14 protein-coding genes and 1 pseudogene are annotated in these 15,908 nt (G+C 41.0%); 6 read left to right on the top strand and 9 right to left on the bottom strand.

Going from position 1 to position 15,908, the window contains the following annotated elements:
- Nucleotides 1-11: 11 nt before the first annotated feature.
- The 8 genes from nuoK to ndhC all read right to left on the bottom strand — a co-directional run bounded on the left by nuoK (nucleotide 12) and on the right by ndhC (nucleotide 5,158).
- Nucleotides 12-329: an NADH-quinone oxidoreductase subunit NuoK gene (gene nuoK, locus IPH84_13090; GenBank protein MBK7174140.1), complete on the bottom strand. Its 318-nt coding sequence runs from the start codon at nucleotides 327-329 to the stop codon at nucleotides 12-14.
- 64 nt (nucleotides 330-393) lie between these two features.
- A complete protein-coding gene (locus IPH84_13085; GenBank protein ID MBK7174139.1) occupies nucleotides 394-912 on the bottom strand; it encodes an NADH-quinone oxidoreductase subunit J in 519 nt (172 codons plus the stop codon).
- Nucleotides 913-942: 30 nt separating this feature from the next.
- Nucleotides 943-1,425, bottom strand: coding sequence for a 4Fe-4S binding protein (locus tag IPH84_13080; protein ID MBK7174138.1), 483 nt, complete (start codon nucleotides 1,423-1,425; stop codon nucleotides 943-945).
- Between the two features lie 32 nt (nucleotides 1,426-1,457).
- The gene (gene nuoH, locus IPH84_13075; protein MBK7174137.1) at nucleotides 1,458-2,546 is read right to left on the bottom strand and encodes an NADH-quinone oxidoreductase subunit NuoH; all 1,089 of its coding nucleotides are present in this window, start codon (nucleotides 2,544-2,546) and stop codon (nucleotides 1,458-1,460) included.
- Between the two features lie 51 nt (nucleotides 2,547-2,597).
- Nucleotides 2,598-3,665, bottom strand: a complete 1,068-nt coding sequence (locus tag IPH84_13070) for an NADH-quinone oxidoreductase subunit D (protein MBK7174136.1) — start codon at nucleotides 3,663-3,665, stop codon at nucleotides 2,598-2,600.
- Nucleotides 3,666-3,733: 68 nt separating this feature from the next.
- Nucleotides 3,734-4,189, bottom strand: coding sequence for an NADH-quinone oxidoreductase subunit C (locus IPH84_13065; GenBank protein MBK7174135.1), 456 nt, complete (start codon nucleotides 4,187-4,189; stop codon nucleotides 3,734-3,736).
- A gap of 91 nt (nucleotides 4,190-4,280) precedes the next feature.
- Nucleotides 4,281-4,817 (bottom strand): NADH-quinone oxidoreductase subunit NuoB, encoded by a 537-nt coding sequence (gene nuoB / locus IPH84_13060; protein MBK7174134.1) that lies wholly within the window; start codon nucleotides 4,815-4,817, stop codon nucleotides 4,281-4,283.
- On the bottom strand, nucleotides 4,808-5,158 hold the full coding sequence (gene ndhC / locus IPH84_13055) for an NADH-quinone oxidoreductase subunit A (GenBank protein MBK7174133.1): 351 nt from the start codon (nucleotides 5,156-5,158) through the stop codon (nucleotides 4,808-4,810). The genes nuoB and ndhC overlap by 10 nt, the downstream gene beginning before the upstream one ends.
- A 366-nt stretch (nucleotides 5,159-5,524) precedes the next feature.
- Here ndhC and IPH84_13050 point away from each other — a divergent pair, with 366 nt between their 5' ends.
- Nucleotides 5,525-5,884 (top strand): cation transporter, encoded by a 360-nt coding sequence (locus IPH84_13050; GenBank protein ID MBK7174132.1) that lies wholly within the window; start codon nucleotides 5,525-5,527, stop codon nucleotides 5,882-5,884.
- 11 nt (nucleotides 5,885-5,895) lie between these two features.
- Here the strand turns inward: IPH84_13050 and IPH84_13045 are convergent, their stop codons facing one another.
- Nucleotides 5,896-6,900, bottom strand: a complete 1,005-nt coding sequence (locus tag IPH84_13045) for a YhdH/YhfP family quinone oxidoreductase (GenBank protein ID MBK7174131.1) — start codon at nucleotides 6,898-6,900, stop codon at nucleotides 5,896-5,898.
- A 173-nt stretch (nucleotides 6,901-7,073) separates the two neighbouring features.
- Between IPH84_13045 and IPH84_13040 the strand changes: the two are divergent.
- The 5 genes and pseudogenes from IPH84_13040 to IPH84_13020 all read left to right on the top strand — a co-directional run bounded on the left by IPH84_13040 (nucleotide 7,074) and on the right by IPH84_13020 (nucleotide 15,898).
- Nucleotides 7,074-8,431, top strand: a pseudogene (locus IPH84_13040) (peptidoglycan synthetase).
- A 32-nt stretch (nucleotides 8,432-8,463) separates the two neighbouring features.
- On the top strand, nucleotides 8,464-8,751 hold the full coding sequence (locus tag IPH84_13035) for a hypothetical protein (protein MBK7174130.1): 288 nt from the start codon (nucleotides 8,464-8,466) through the stop codon (nucleotides 8,749-8,751).
- Nucleotides 8,748-9,737, top strand: coding sequence for a hypothetical protein (locus tag IPH84_13030; protein ID MBK7174129.1), 990 nt, complete (start codon nucleotides 8,748-8,750; stop codon nucleotides 9,735-9,737). The genes IPH84_13035 and IPH84_13030 overlap by 4 nt, the downstream gene beginning before the upstream one ends.
- Nucleotides 9,738-9,831: 94 nt before the next feature.
- Nucleotides 9,832-11,259 (top strand): hypothetical protein, encoded by a 1,428-nt coding sequence (locus IPH84_13025; GenBank protein MBK7174128.1) that lies wholly within the window; start codon nucleotides 9,832-9,834, stop codon nucleotides 11,257-11,259.
- Between the two features lie 364 nt (nucleotides 11,260-11,623).
- Nucleotides 11,624-15,898 carry a CoA activase gene (locus tag IPH84_13020; GenBank protein MBK7174127.1) on the top strand — a complete coding sequence of 1,425 codons (4,275 nt, stop codon included), beginning with the start codon at nucleotides 11,624-11,626 and terminating at the stop codon, nucleotides 15,896-15,898.
- The last annotated feature ends 10 nt before the right edge of the window (nucleotides 15,899-15,908 follow it).

The raw sequence follows: 15,908 nt of genomic DNA, 5'->3' as shown, positions 1-15,908 counted from the left end.
TTCAATTGTGATTAATTCTTCATCTGGTCTACATTATCCACATCAATCGATCTGAAATTCCTGTAGATATTGATAATGATGGCGATAGCAACGGCAGCTTCTGCTGCAGCAACGGCAATCACAATAAGACTGAAGAAATGTCCTGCAAGCTGGTCAGGATAGAGGTATTTATTGAATGCAACGAAATTGATATTCACTGAATTCAGGATTAGCTCTATCGACATTAACATGGTAATCAGGTTTCGCCTGGTGAGAAACCCGAAAATCCCGATGAAAAACATCAATGTACTGATTACCAGGAAAAATTGAAGGGGTATGGTTCCGGTCATTAGGTGGTATATTTTGGGTACGCTTTGTGATAAACTATGTTTCTGTTCCAGGAATTACTGATTCCTAGTTTTCTCCTTTTAATTTCTCTTTACGGGCAACAATAATGGCTCCGATCATTGCAGCCAGAAGGAGTATAGAGATCACTTCAAATGGAAGGGCATAACCGTTTTCTCCATAAGAGATCAGGGCTGTACCAATATCTTTTACTGAAGTTCCGGTAGCAGGTTGGGTAGTGGGAACAAAAGTAAACCTGAGAATGGTCATTAGGGTAAGCACTGCTCCTGCAACAGCTGCAAGGGCAGATAACAAGGTCTGTTTTATGTCAGCAACAACAGCTCTTTCACTGATATGGCTGGTTAGCAGGATGGAGAATATAATAAGTACTACGATACCACCGGCATAAACCGTTAGCTGCACTGCGGCAAGGAAGCTGTAACTGAGCATGAAATACAATCCTGCGGTACTGATGAGCACAAATAACAGGTAGACAGCAGCCCGGAGGATCCTGCGGCTGGTAACCGTCATCACGGAGAAGATGAGGATCATTCCGGCCAATATATAAAACATGATCTCGCTATTCATGGTTCTTTTCTTATAAGTTTCCTAATTGTTTTATTCCTTCACTCCGGCCATAATCTTTGAACCGGGTTTATTCAATACTTTGGTGAGTTGAGTGCGATCCCAATAGGCGTGTTCGAAGGTCTGAGCCATCACAATTGCATCTGAAGGACAGGTTTTTACGCATAAATTGCAGAATGTGCACATCCCCAGGTGATAAATATGCTGGTCGATGATTCTTTTCTTCTTGCCTTCTTCAGTAAGGATCGATTTAGTGATGATTTCAATAGAGCCATTCGGGCAATTCAATTCACAAATCCCACAGCCTGTGCATGCATGCTCATTGTTTTCATTGTGGGGCATCACTACCTCACCCCGAAAACGTTCGGCAATAAACAGCTTCTCCCTGTTTTCAGGATATTGCTGGGTAACATGTTTCCAGGGAGTGAAGAAGTATTTTGCCGTGACCTTCATCCCAATGAGTAAGGTCCATACTCCCTTGAATATTTCTGATATATAGTTGAGGAATGATTTCATCTCTTTTCAGTCTATTTACTTTGTAGATTATCTTACCAATGCCAACCCATCAGGACCAGGAAAGCCATTAAGAGTATGTTGAACAGGTTGATTGGAAGCAGGTATTTCCACTCCAGGGTAAGGATCTGGTCGACCCTGAGCCTTGGGAAAGTCCATTTGAACCACATAATGAGGAAGATAATACCCAATACTTTCATGAAGAACCAAACCAATCCGGGAATGAAGTCCATGATGGCATTGAATCCATCCCAGCCGCCAATATGGAAAGGCATCCATCCACCCAGGAATACTATTACTGCCATGGCTGAAACGATGAACAAGTTGATGTATTCTGCCAGGAAGAAGAAGGCAAATTTTATCCCTGAATATTCTGTATGGAATCCTGCGGTAAGCTCCGATTCTGCTTCGGCAAGGTCAAAAGGACCACGATTGGTTTCTGCAGTACCAGCCACGATAAATACCAGAAAGGCAATTACAGCAGGAATATGTCCTTTGAAAAGAAACCAGCCTTCCCTTTGCAGGAGGACAATTTCTGAAATCTGCATTGTACCGGCCAAAATTACCATTGTGATCAATGAAAGACCTACTGATAACTCATAACTGACGATCTGGGCTCCCGAACGCATACCCCCGATCAGGGAGTATTTGTTATTACTGGCCCAACCTGCTAATAATACACCGATTACTCCCACTGAAGAAACTGCAGTAACAAAGAAAATCCCGATATCGAAATCCAGGGCTTGTAAGCCGGGGGCAAATGGAATTACAGAAATGGTGAGAAATGGCACTATAATTACTACAAATGGTGCCAGGTTGTATAAAAAGGAATCAACACTCTTGGGTTGTATTAATTCCTTCATTAACAATTTAATGAAGTCGGCAATGGTTTGCAGTAAACCCCATGGACCAACCCTCATAGGGCCAAGCCTTTGTTGAAAAGCTGCACAAACCTTACGCTCGGCATAAACGAGGAAAAGTCCGAAGACAGCTACAAACAGGAGATAAAGAACCCCAATGATTGTCCATTCAATGATTAAAGTAAGCAGGGGAGTAGTGCTCTCCAGCAAAGCCTGATGAATGGATTGGGTGATGGGTGTAAAATCGTATTTTTCGAATTCCATTCTATAATGGGTTTATCGTTTTACTTGCAATTAGGACTTCTCATTCAAAACTCATCGGTCGATATCCGGGATTACCAGGTCGAAGGTAGCCATGATGGCAACCAGGTCGGCGATTTTCCAACCTTTAGCTATGTGATTGATAGTGAACAGGTTTGAAAATCCAGGTGAGCGGAATTTAACCCGGTAAGGATTTTTCTTTCCATCACTAACGATAAAGACTCCAAATTCACCCCTGGCTGATTCAACCCGCTGGTAGTATTCGCCTTCAGGAAGTTTGATCACCCCTTTCATTTTAGCTGAATAATCACCTTCAGGGATGTTATCAATCAGTTGTTCAATAATGGCCATCGATTCCCACATTTCAGCGATCCTCAGCTGGTAACGCCTGAAAGTATCTCCTTCGGTTCCCAGTGCTTCATTGAATTTAACCAGAGGATAGGCACTATATGGATGGTGCTTCCTGACATCGCAACTGAATCCTGATGCCCTGCCGGTAGGTCCTGTTACACCAAAAGCGATGGCATCTTCCTTACTCAGGATTCCCACACCTTTGCTGCGTTCCTGGAAAATCACATTCCCGGTGAGCAACTGATCATATTCAGGTAGTTTCTTTTTGAATTTCTTGATAAACTCTTTTACTTTCCTCTGGAAATTTGGGTGAATATCGAACATCAAACCACCCGGAAGGCTATAATTAACGGTAAGCCTTGCACCACAGGTTTCTTCAAAAATGTCAAGAATATCTTCCCTGTCGCGCAATCCATAGAAAAAGGTTGTTAGTGCACCAAGGTCCATCCCGGTGGCACACCACCATAGCTGGTGAGAAGCAATACGTTGCAACTCGGCCATGATAGTCCTGATATATTTAACACGATCAGGAATCTCAACCTGTAAAGCATTTTCAACACAAAGTGATACCGCTTCATTATTCATATGGGCTGAGAGATAGTCCATACGGTCGGTGAGATGAGGAATCTGAGTATATGACAGGGATTCTGTCATTTTTTCGATACCGGAATGGATATAGCCGATGTGAGGTTGTACATTATGTACTATTTCACCTTCCAGTTTGACCAGCAAACGCAGAACACCGTGAGTTGACGGGTGTTGTGGACCCATATTAACCAGGTATTCATCAGTCGCAATGGTATCGGAAGTGACCTTTTTTTCTATCAGTTCGATCATAACTATCTTTCTACGATATGGATTTCATCAACATAATCTTTGCGGAGAGGGTATCCCCAGCCTTCATCAAGAAACAACCTTCGCAAATCCGGATGATTATTGAATTTCACTCCAAGCAGGTCAAAAACCTCCCTTTCATGGAATTCAGCGGTCGGCCAGATATCACAAACAGTATCAATCGCAGGGTTTTCACGTCCGGATGTTTTTACTTTCAGGACAATGAAATGCTTGAATTTGGTTGATTCCAGGTGATAAACTACGCTCATATATTCCGGGTAATCAACCCCTGAAAGGCAGACGAGATAATCGAAAGCAGTTTCCTGCGATTCTTTAAGGCTCTGTGCTACCTTATGAAGTTCATCAGCACCTGCAATCACCTCAACATACTGGGTGCCTTGCTTCACCTCAGCCCCGGGAAACTGTTTGCTGAGATAGGTGATTAATTCTTCGTTTAACATATCATGAATTTTAAGTAATCGATGTGTAACTGCTTCCGGTTTAATAAATAATGCTGCCTGAAGCTGTTTTCACAACACTTACCTGTTATGATTATTTTTTGATCATCCCTTTGAAATTCTTCTCCCTCTTAATCTTCTTCTGAAGCTGTAGGAAAGCAAAAAGCAATGCTTCGGGCCTTGGCGGACAACCCGGGACATATATATCAACAGGGATCACATGGTCGGCTCCTTTTACAATTGAATATGAATTGTAGTAAAAAGGACCACCGGAAACAGCGCAGGCGCCCATTGCAATTACATATTTTGGATCTGCAATCTGGTCGTAGAGCCTCTTCAGTACCGGGGCCATTTTATAATTGATGGATCCGGAAATGATGATCATATCTGCCTGGCGTGGTGTCGCACGGGCGACTTCATAACCGAAACGGGCAAAATCATGCCTTGAAGCACCGGTTGCCATCATTTCTATTGCACAACAGCGGGTACCAAAAGTCAATGGCCAGACAGAATTTGACCTGGCCCAGTTAACCAACGCATCGAGTTGTGTAAGTATGATACTTCCCCCTCCATATTGCTCGAGGATGGGGAAATCATTGGTTTCGAATTCCTTTTTAGAGCTTATTCCCATTTCAATGCATGTTTTTTCCATCCATACAACAGTCCTAGTCCGAGTATGAAAAAGAAGATGATGATTTCAATGAATCCCGTTAACCCGGCAGTTTTCATTACAGTTGCCCATGGAAAGATAAATACTGTTTCCACGTCAAAAATGAGAAACAAAATGGCAAAGAGATAATACCCTACGGTATATTGCAGCCAGGTACCTCCAATGGTCTCAATTCCACACTCATAGGGCTCAAATTTAACCGGATTGTACGAAGTGGGGGGGACGTAACTGGAGAACACTAAGGCTAGCCCAACAAGGACTACTGCAACAATAAAGAAAAGTACAAGTGATTGACTTTCCATAGTTTACGAATTATTGTTAATTTTTTTTAATGCGTGCCAAAAGTATTGAATTAGAAATATCAAATTATGTAAGTTATTGAATATTTTCGTAATTTAGAAAGTGTCTAATTAATATAGGTTACATATATCTATGTTTAAAGCCATGCTGTCATTATAATTCCAGGAAGAATTTCAGATGATTCATGTCACGTTTATATTATTGACACATTAGAATTGAGAAAGATATTTATTTTCTTTTGTCAAGGAATTGTTAAAAGTGAAATCTGCATCCAAATTGATGCTTACTTTGTATCTGAAACTAGTTAATTGTTTACCAAAAGATTAATCAGGCGTAATTAATGATCATGTGAATTTAATAAAATCCCTATGAAAGCAAGACTCGTCAGCGTTATATTAATGACAATCTTAATAGCCTGTCAAATTCAGGCTCAGGATACCAAAAAAGCCAGTATTGCCATCCAGACCTCAGCACAATGTGAACAATGTAAAGAACGAATTGAAAAAGCTCTGGCATTTGAAAAGGGAATTATCAGTTCAAACCTGGACCTTGAGACTAAAATTGTTACTGTAAGCTTTAAGACCTCCAAAACATCACCTGAAACAATTCGTAAAGCCATTGCAGCTGTTGGTTATGATGCTGATGAAGTGAGAGCTGATGTTGAGGCTTATGAAGCATTACCTGGTTGCTGCAAAAAGCCGGGTGATCCTAATCATATTCCTCACTGATACCTGAAGATTTATTCATTATCATGCTTCAGGACAACCCTGCCAGCAATTTTGCCTTGCAGAATTTTTGTTATGTACAGATCAAGGTCCATGAGATTGGTTTCATGAATCAATTCCGCTGGTAGTGTAGGTTTCCAGACATTTGACAGTTTTTCCCATAAAATCTTTCGGTTTGCCATTGGTGTAGTGGCTGAGTTCACTCCTAACAGGTTTACTCCATTCAGGATAAAGGGGAACACGGTGGTATGAAGTTCAGGGGATGATACATTTCCGCAACAGGCAATATTTCCATGCTCAGCACACGACTTTAAAAGAGTTGCCAGTATATTCCCTCCTACGGTATCGATTGCCCCTGACCATCTTGGGCGAAGTAGTGCTTTTCCCGACAGGTCATCGGTTTCTTTCCTGTCGATAACAGTCTTTGCCCCAAGTTTTCGAAGTAGGTTTTCCTGTTCAGGTTTGCCGGTGGCTGCTATTACATCAAATCCCAGTAATGTTAACATAGCTACAGCAAGACTCCCAACCCCGCCGGTAGCACCTGTCACCAATATTGGTCCGGCCTGCGGTTCCTGTCCTGATCTCAGGAGGTGATGAATCGAAAGTGCAGCTGTGAATCCTGCAGTTCCAAAGATCATACTTTCTTTAAGTGACAATCCTGCAGGTTTTGGAACAATCCATTCTGCCGGCACATTGATATATTCTCCAAAACCTCCGGAGGTATTCATTCCCAGGTCGTAACCTGTAACAATCACCTCATCACCTTCCCTGAAAAGTCCGGAATTGCTTTTTATCACAATGCCTGCAGCGTCGATTCCCGGGGTATGAGGATAACGCCTTGTAACGCCCTTGTTTCCATGTGAAGATAAGGCATCTTTATAGTTTAGTGATGAATACCTGACCCTGATTAAGACTCCACGTTCAGGGAGTTCACTGGTATTTAACTGTTCAATTTGCCTGCTGAACAGGCCATTTGGGGTTTCTGTTACCCGAAATGCTTTATACTGGGTTTGAGACATGGCTATTGAGTTACAAATTCTTAGTATTGTCAATCAGGTTGTAATAATACTCATTTTCTGATTTCCGATTCAAGGATGAAGCAGGAAACTATTATCCAAAAACAAAAGATGAAACAGGCAAATTGAATAATTATCCTTTGGGCTTACCTATATTTGCATGAAATATCCCTTTGATGAAAATTCATTTTATTGCTATTGGCGGTTCAGCCATGCATAATCTTGCATTAGCCCTGCATTTTAAAGGTTATAAGATCACAGGATCAGACGATGAGATTTTTGATCCTGCCAGGACACGACTGGCTGCCCAAGGCTTATTGCCAGAGAAATTGGGCTGGTTTCCCGAAAAAATTACCCATGACCTCGATGCTGTTATCCTGGGTATGCATGCCCGTTCCGATAACCATGAATTGGTCAGGGCTAAAAGGATGGGACTGAAAATTTACTCCTATCCCGAATTTCTATATGAACAAAGTAAGGATAAATTACGGATAGTGATTGGGGAAGCCATGGGAAAACCACTATTACGGCAATGATCCTTCACGTGATGAAGCATGTGGGTATGGACTGTGATTTCATGGTTGGTGCAAAGCTTGAAGGCTTCGAAGTGATGGTAAAATTGTCCGAAAAAGCACCATTCATGGTATTTGAAGGCGATGAATACCTGACAAGTGCTTTGGATCCCAGGCCAAAATTTCATCTTTATAAGCCTGATATTGCCCTCATCAGTGGAATTGCATGGGACCATATGAATGTTTTCCCCACTTTTGAAAAGTATGTGGAACAATTCAGGATTTTTGCAGAAATGGTGCCTGACAATGGATGTATTATCTATACCCAGGATGACCCTGAAGTAACCAAACTTATCTCCAGCCTTGGTGGAAAAGCCCTGAAGCAACCTTATACAGTGCCATCCTACCAGATACACGATGGAGTAACCATCCTTGATACTGCTGAAGGGAAAGTTCCTTTAAAGGTTTTCGGAAGACATAACCTGATGAATATGGAGGGGGCCAGGCATGTTTGTAATCTGTTGGAAATTAGTGACAAACAATTCTATGAAGCCATCTCCAGTTATCATGGTGCTTCCAATCGATTGGAAGTAGTGGCTGGCAACGAACATTGCACTGTTTTCAGGGATTTTGCCCATGCACCCTCGAAATTGAAAGCAACCATCCAGGCTGCCAAGGAGCAGTTTCCGGATCGTTGGTTAGTAGCTTGTTTCGAATTGCATACTTATAGCAGCTTAAGTAAAAACTTCCTTTCGCAGTATGCAGGATCTATGGAAGCTGCTGATGAGGCAATTGTCTATTTTTCTCCACATGCCCTTGAATTGAAAAAGCTGCCAATGCTTCAAGCAGCCGAGATAAAAAAAGCATTTAAGAAAGAAAAACTCCAGGTTTTCACCTCTCCAGCCGTTTTGAAGGAAAACCTGTTAACATCCAACTGGGAAAAAATGAACCTGTTGATGATGAGTTCTGGTAATTTTGATGGATTGAATATCAAAGAATTAGCAGTAAAGATTACGGGTTAAGCATTTGTATTATCAATTTTTAAACTTCAATTATGAACAAATTTTCATTTATACTGATTTGCTTAACACTTTCTTCTGTCATCGTTTTTGCTCAAAATAAGTTTTTACCGGCTTATGTAATTCAGAATGATGGAGATACTATTAAGGGCTACATCGAATATAAGCAATGGGGACAAAATCCTGAGAAAATCAATTTTAAAGCCGATCTTTTAACTCAGGTTGAAATTTTTAAACCGTTGGATATAAAGGCGTTTTTTGTCCAAAATGAATTGTATCGATCAGCTATCATTTTCGTGAAACGGGTTCAAACTCGACCATGAATCTTAAAGTTGGAGGGGATCTGGACCTAAAGCAAGATACTACCTTTCTGAAAGCCTTATTTATAGGAGAAAAAAGCCTTTTTTTTCTTTTGGATAAAAACAAAAAAGAACAGTTTTATATTCCAATTGATACGGGCTATGACCTTTTGATTTATAAAAGATATCTGAAGAATACCGGCCAGGAAATGCGTCCCGGGGAGGGGAGCCAGATTATTGAAAACGCCAGGTATAAAGGACAATTATTGAATTATATGAAGGATTGTAATTCGATAGTGCCAATGATTTCAAAAACGGCCTATACCCAGAAAGATCTGTTTACACTTTTTGATTCCTATTATAAATGTGTTCCTTCGGGAATAAAATATAAAAGCACGCAGGAAAAGGTAAGCACCAAGTATTCAATTCTTGCCGGAATGTCAATGACTACGATGAATTTCAAAAGTGATATGTATAAAGTTTTGAGACAGACAGAATTTTCACCGTCCTATAATTTATATGTTGGATTTAGGTTTGATTTTATTTTTCCCAGGAATTTTAACAAATGGTCGGCAGGAATCGAATTAGGCAATTCATCCTATAAATTTAATGGCATACATAATGAATATGAAAGTGCTCAGGTATATACAATTACTGAGACGAATATTTCTGCTTCTTACCTCAAAATCAACAGCATACTCAACTATTCCGAGTTTTTTGGGAAGTATAAGGCAACATGGGATCTTGGATATTCGTATGGTAGAGCTTATAATCTTACAAACTTACAGACAAAAGAAACCAAGATTTATACTACTGAACGAACAGAATCAATTCCTGCCATTAATGAGATCCGGCGTTTCGAGCAAGGTTTGCTTTTTGGAATGTCATTGAAGTACTCATTCTTCAGTGTTGGACTTAGGTATGAAGGTGGAAATGGTTTTTCAAATTCGAGTAATATTGGCACCAGGACCAATCGCTTTTATGGTCTGCTGATATTCACTTTTAAATAATAATAGAGTGAAACTGTTTTAGATTCTCCTGATAAGGCCTTACTTATTGACCTTTAATCAAGTCATGTTCTCCGATAAAAAAATCCTTACTCTAATGCGTAATACTATAAGCCTTCATTACTTCGGTTTATTTTCATTTGCATTATTACTGATTCTTATTTCATGTAAAAAGGACGATACACAAGGAAAGGCACTTATACAATTTTTATTGATAGATCATTATAATAAAGCAACTTTTATACTTGACGATATCGAAGGTTATGAAAGCTCGAATATTACCTATAAAGTATATCTGGACGACAGTCTGGTTGTAGAACAATTAGGTGTAAATACCCTCACTATCAATGGGTTAATCGAAAATTCAGAATATTCCGGCCATATAGAAGCTTTTTTTAATAATACACTGGTTGGGACTGGCGATTTTCATTTCATTACCCAGGTGAATATGCCTCCCGACAAGTTTGAGATTACAAGTCTTACGGCTACAGCCAATGAGATTGAAATCGAGTGGTCACAATCCAAAGATCCGGAACATGAATCTGTGATTTATAAGGTTTTCATTAATAATGTTTTACGTGATTCTCTTGTCGGCGAAACCTCCTGCATGGTAGCAGGACTAACCCCATCACAGGTGTATCATGCAGAATTGATCGCATCCGATTTTTCAGGAAAATCAAGTAACTGCAAGTTTTCTTTCTATACCACCGAAAATGAGGATTGCGAATTAGTGTACAAGCTCCTGGAGTTTCAGGGCCTAAAAAGGGAAGCAGTTTGGTTTAAACCTAAAGAGCCTTCAGTTCAGGGGTTTCCATTAATAGTGGATCTGCACGGTGCAAATGGGAAAGCCTGGAACCTGATGCAGGGAAATCATTTCAATACCATGGCATCGAGGGAAGGATTTATCCACCTGATGCCCCAGGCTCTGCAAGGTTCTTACAATGGGGAAACGCTTTTTCAATGGAATGCCCATTTTATTTTCCCTTGGGATGATGCAGCTTATCTTGGTTATTTGGTTGAAATAATGAAGCATGAATATTCGGTGGACAGCAGCAGGCTTTATCTAACAGGAATGTCAAATGGAGGATTTATGACCTTCTTCGCGGCAGTGCATTCAATGACGAAGTGGGCAGCAATTGCGCCTATTGCAGGTTTGATCAGCAATAATGTATTCTCAGATTATACTCCCGGAAGATCCATCCCTCTTTGTTATATGCATGGCACAGATGACCCTGTTGTACCTTATAATGGTTCTCCTTCTACACAGGATATCATTGATTTCTGGGTAGCCAATAATCAGTGTGGTCCGATTCCTGAGATTACGCAACTACCTGACATTAACAGCCAGGATGAATCCACTGTAACACTTTATGTTTATCCCGGGTTTTCAGGTCAATCAGAAGTCCGGTTATACAAGATCAATGGCGGGGGACATTCGATCCCGGGAATAGAACCTGGTGCAAACAGGGATATCAATGCTTATGAAGAAATCTGGAGTTTTTTTAGCAGGCATCAGGTTCAATGAAGTTTTCAAGCTTCTCTAATCGTTAGCCATCCTTAAGCGGGTGAAACCCGCTTGATCAAAATGAGGATATAACTCAATCATTTTCAGTATTTGATACTATTATAAAAGGCTAAAATGCCGTGAATAGGAATGATGAGTCTAAAAAAATGATCTCATTTCTACACATTATTATTGATTTTCTTTACATCATACTTATCTTTATTGATAGTTTAAGTATCTCGTTCCATTTTTTGTCTGCTTGTATTCTCAGGGGATTCACTTCCTGAATTTCATTATTCTTCGCAAGCGAGGCTTCTGACTCCTGAATTCTTAGGTAAAAAGTATTTTTTGACAATCTCTATATTTTCATGTAATCTCAATGAATATGATACTTCAAAAAGGTCAAAAGGAGCGGAAAGCTAATCAGAATGTCCATGTTGGTATTGATATTGGCTCTATTTCAGTCAATACTGTGGTAATTGACGATTCTGATTCAGTAATTGAGGATAGGTATGATTACTGTTATGGTAAGCCCTTCGATGTGCTGGTAAGGGTTTTTGAGGATATAATACTTTCTTTTGGATTTGATTCCATACGTTCAGTAGCTTTCACTGGATCAGGAGGCAAGCAGGCAGCAGAGTTAATGGGTGGCAGTTTTGTTAATGAAATCATCGCTCAATCCACTTCTGTTGGAGTTTTGTACCCTCAAATCCGCACCATTATTGAAATGGGGGGTGAGGACTCAAAGTTGATTTTCATGGAGAATGGTACATCTGCTTCTTATTCCAGGTTGTCAGATTTTGCCATGAATAGCCTTTGTGCAGCAGGCACTGGTTCTTTTCTGGATCAACAGGCAAACCGTATTGAAGTGCCCATAGAAATTGAATTCGGGAAACTGGCATTACAATCGGTTAATCCACCCCGGATTGCTGGTCGTTGCAGCGTTTTTGCCAAGAGTGATATGATTCACCTTCAGCAAATTGCCACTCCGCTTCATGATATTGTGGCAGGGCTGTGTTTTGCGGTTGCAAGGAATTTCAAGAGCACACTCGGCAGGGGAAAGAAATTTGAAAAACCTTTCGTTTTCCAAGGTGGAGTAGCAGCCAATGCGGGGATGGTCCGTGCTTTCAGAGAGATCTTTGAACTCAATGAAGAAGAACTGATCATTCCAACCTACCATGCGTCCATGGGTGCTTTAGGCGCTATTTTTCATAGTATCAGGCATTTGAACGGCAGTATTGAGGCTTTCAGAGGGATAAAAGAAATGAAGGATTACCTGGATTCTGACAGGAGCAATTCTGCCAGGCTGACTCCTTTGAAAATGTCAAAAGCCTTGTATAATAAGGATGTTAAGCAAATCCCGCCGGGGGTTAAAAAAACAGAAGTTTACCTGGGAGTGGATGTAGGTTCACTTAGCACAAATGTAGTGTTGATTGATGCAGAAAATAATGTACTTGCAAGGAGGTATCTCCCAACGGCTTCAAAACCCCTGAATGCCATTCAAAGAGGGTTGAAGGAAATTTACCTGGAAATTGGGGACAAAGTTGATATTATAGGGGTAGGAACCACAGGGTCAGGACGCTATCTTACAGGTGACTTTATTGGTGCCGACACTATTCAGAATGAAATCACTGCCCAGGCTACTGCAGCCATTGCCTATGATCCTGAAGTAGATACCATTTTTGAAATTGGAGGGCAGGATTCGAAATATATCAGTATTGAGCATGGTGTTGTCGTTGATTTTGAGATGAATAAAGTATGTGCAGCCGGTACCGGCTCTTTCCTGGAAGAGCAATCTGAAAAACTGGACATCAGTATTATTGACCAGTTTGCCGGAATGGCATTGGAGTCTGAAAAACCGGTCAGATTAGGAGATCGATGCACGGTTTTCATGGAGTCGGATCTGAATTCCCACCAGCAAAAAGGAGCAGGACTTTCTGACCTGGTTGGTGGACTGGCTTATTCCATTGTTCAGAATTATATTCAGAAGGTGGTAGGTGATAAGCCCATTGGAAAAAAGATTTTCTTCCAGGGTGGTGTTACCAATAATAAAGCTGTGGTTGCGGCATTCGAAAAGGTGACCGGGAAACCAATTATTATACCGCCTCATTTTGATGTCACCGGGGCAATCGGAGCCGCAATCCTTGCACGGAATTCAATGGTGCCTGGTCAGAAGACAAAGTTCAAAGGGTTTCATATCAGTGAGATGCCTTTTTCTATTTCAAGTTTTTCATGCAATGCATGCACCAACCATTGTGAGATTCAAAAGGTAAAGGTAGAAGGGGAGAGCAGGATACTTTTCTATGGAGGACGCTGTGAAAAATATGAAATTGAAGAACGAAAGGGAAAAGGCCGGGATATTCCAAATCTTTTCGAGGAACGGCTATCAATGCTTATGAATGATTTCAGGGAGGAACCGGAAAATGGAAAAATATCGGTCGGAATTCCGCGGGCATTGATGGTGTTTTATCAACAGTTCCCTTTCTGGAGAAGTTTCTTTGAGGAGCTTGGATTCAGAGTGGTGATTTCTGATCCCTCTGACCAGCAAATCGTCACACGCTCCATTGACCTGATGGTTTCGGAAACATGCCTCCCGGTAGAACTCGTGCATGGACATGTAAATAACCTCCTGGAGAAAAAGGTAGATTTTATTTTTCTTCCTTTCATAGTGAATGCAAAAGGTTCAAAGGAAAACCCTACGAATAACTGCAATTGTCCCTGGATACAATCCTATCCCTTCATGGTCAGAAGTGCTTTTACAGATTCTGATTCCAGGGATAAATTCCTGACTCCGACCCTTCATTTTCGCTATTTTGAACGCGCCTTGAAGAAAGAATTGCCTGGATTTATGAAAGAGAAATTTGGCATCCCTTTATCAAAAACGCTCAGAAGTATAGAAACTGCTGATGCTAAGCAAATCAACTTTGACGAATGGGTTATCAGGCGCGGGAAGGAAGTACTTGCCAACCTGCCTGAAGATAAGAAAGTCCTGGTGTTGCTCGGACGTCCTTACAATACTACTGATCCTCTGCTCAACCTGAGGCTTGTGGAGAAACTGATCAATCTTAACACGCTTCCTGTACCTGTAGATTTTTTGCCATTATTGGATGAGAATATTTTTAGTGATTATCGGATGATGTATTGGCCCAATGGTCAGAAGATCATGTCTGCAAGCAGGATCATCCGGAAAAATGATCAACTGTTTGCTGTTTATTTGGGCAACTTCAGGTGTGGTCCGGATTCTTTTCTCACTCATTTTGTGCGAAATGAAATGAAAGGTAAGCCATATCTCCATCTTGAAGTGGATGAGCATAGCGCAGATGCAGGGTTAATAACCCGCTGTGAAGCCTTCCTGGATAGTCTTGCCGGTTATCAGAAAGTAAAAGCAGCAAGCAGTCAGGCTGTTACTTCACAGATTCTACATTCAAGGAGTCTTGACGGACGAAAACTTTACTTGCCTTATGCCGGTGATACTGTTCATGTGATAGCTGCAGCAGCCCGAAGTTGTGGAATTGATGCCGAAGTTCTTCCCATGCAGGATGCTGAGGATCTGGAAATTGCAAGAAAATATACCAATGGACAGGAGTGTTTTCCTGCCATCTGTACAACAGGCAGTTTCCTGAAAAAGCTCATGGAACCCAATGTTGATCCCAAAAAGGTTAGCTTCTTCATGCCTGACCATAATGGGCCTTGCCGATTTGGGGATTATAATAAACTGCACCGTATCATTTTCGATAAACTGGGGTATAATGATGCCCACATTATGACCCCCAGCAATGAAGACGCCTATGCTGACCTTGCAGGTGATAAATCAAGAACTTTTCGGATGAATGCCTGGAGTGGAATCGTGGGATTGGATATACTCAGAAGGCTTCTCCAGGAAAGAAGGCCCTATGAGATCATAAAAGGGGATACAAATCTCGTTTACCAGGCATGCCTGAATGATCTCATTCATTCGGTAGAAAATGGGGCTAAAGATTTGGGTGTAATTTTGGAGAATGCAGGCAGAAAATTCAGCGCTATAAAAGCTGATTATACTGTCCGAAAACCTGTGATAGCTGTAGTCGGAGAAATTTTCATGCGTGATAATCCATTTTGCAGCGGACACCTCATTGAGAGACTCGAAGCCTTAGGTGCCGAAACCATTATCTCACCATTTGGTGAATGGCTTCATTATTCATCTTACAGGTATTGGCGCGACAGCATGTGGAAAGGAAACATTAAAGGGTTGTTCAAATCAAAATTTCAGCAGGTTTACCAGCATTTCACGGCAAAGCAACTCACTAATAAGGTGAAAGGTTATCTCAACCTTCGGGAAGACCTGGAAATAGATCGTATCCTTGAACTTTGCAGTCCTTACATTCATAAGGATTATGACGGTGATCCGCCCATTGCCCTGGGATCAGCAGCAGGATTGGTTGAAATGAAAATTTCCGGAGTCGCGAATATACTTCCATTCACCTGTATGCCGGGGACTATTATATGTGCTGTTTCCAATGATTTCAGGAAAGATCATCATAATATCCCATGGTTAAATTATGCTTACGACGGACAGGAAGATAGCAGCATTGAAACCAGGTTACAGGCCTTTATGCACCAGGCGAAGGAATACTCCGAATCCAATGAATTTAATAAAGCCATTGACTGGTTCAGAAATTAGGTATACTCAT

Source organism: Bacteroidales bacterium (genome assembly GCA_016707785.1).
Lineage (GTDB): Bacteria > Bacteroidota > Bacteroidia > Bacteroidales > UBA4417 > UBA4417.
The sequence above is the reverse complement of the archived record's forward strand: the minus strand, read 5'-3'. Positions and strand labels throughout refer to the sequence as shown.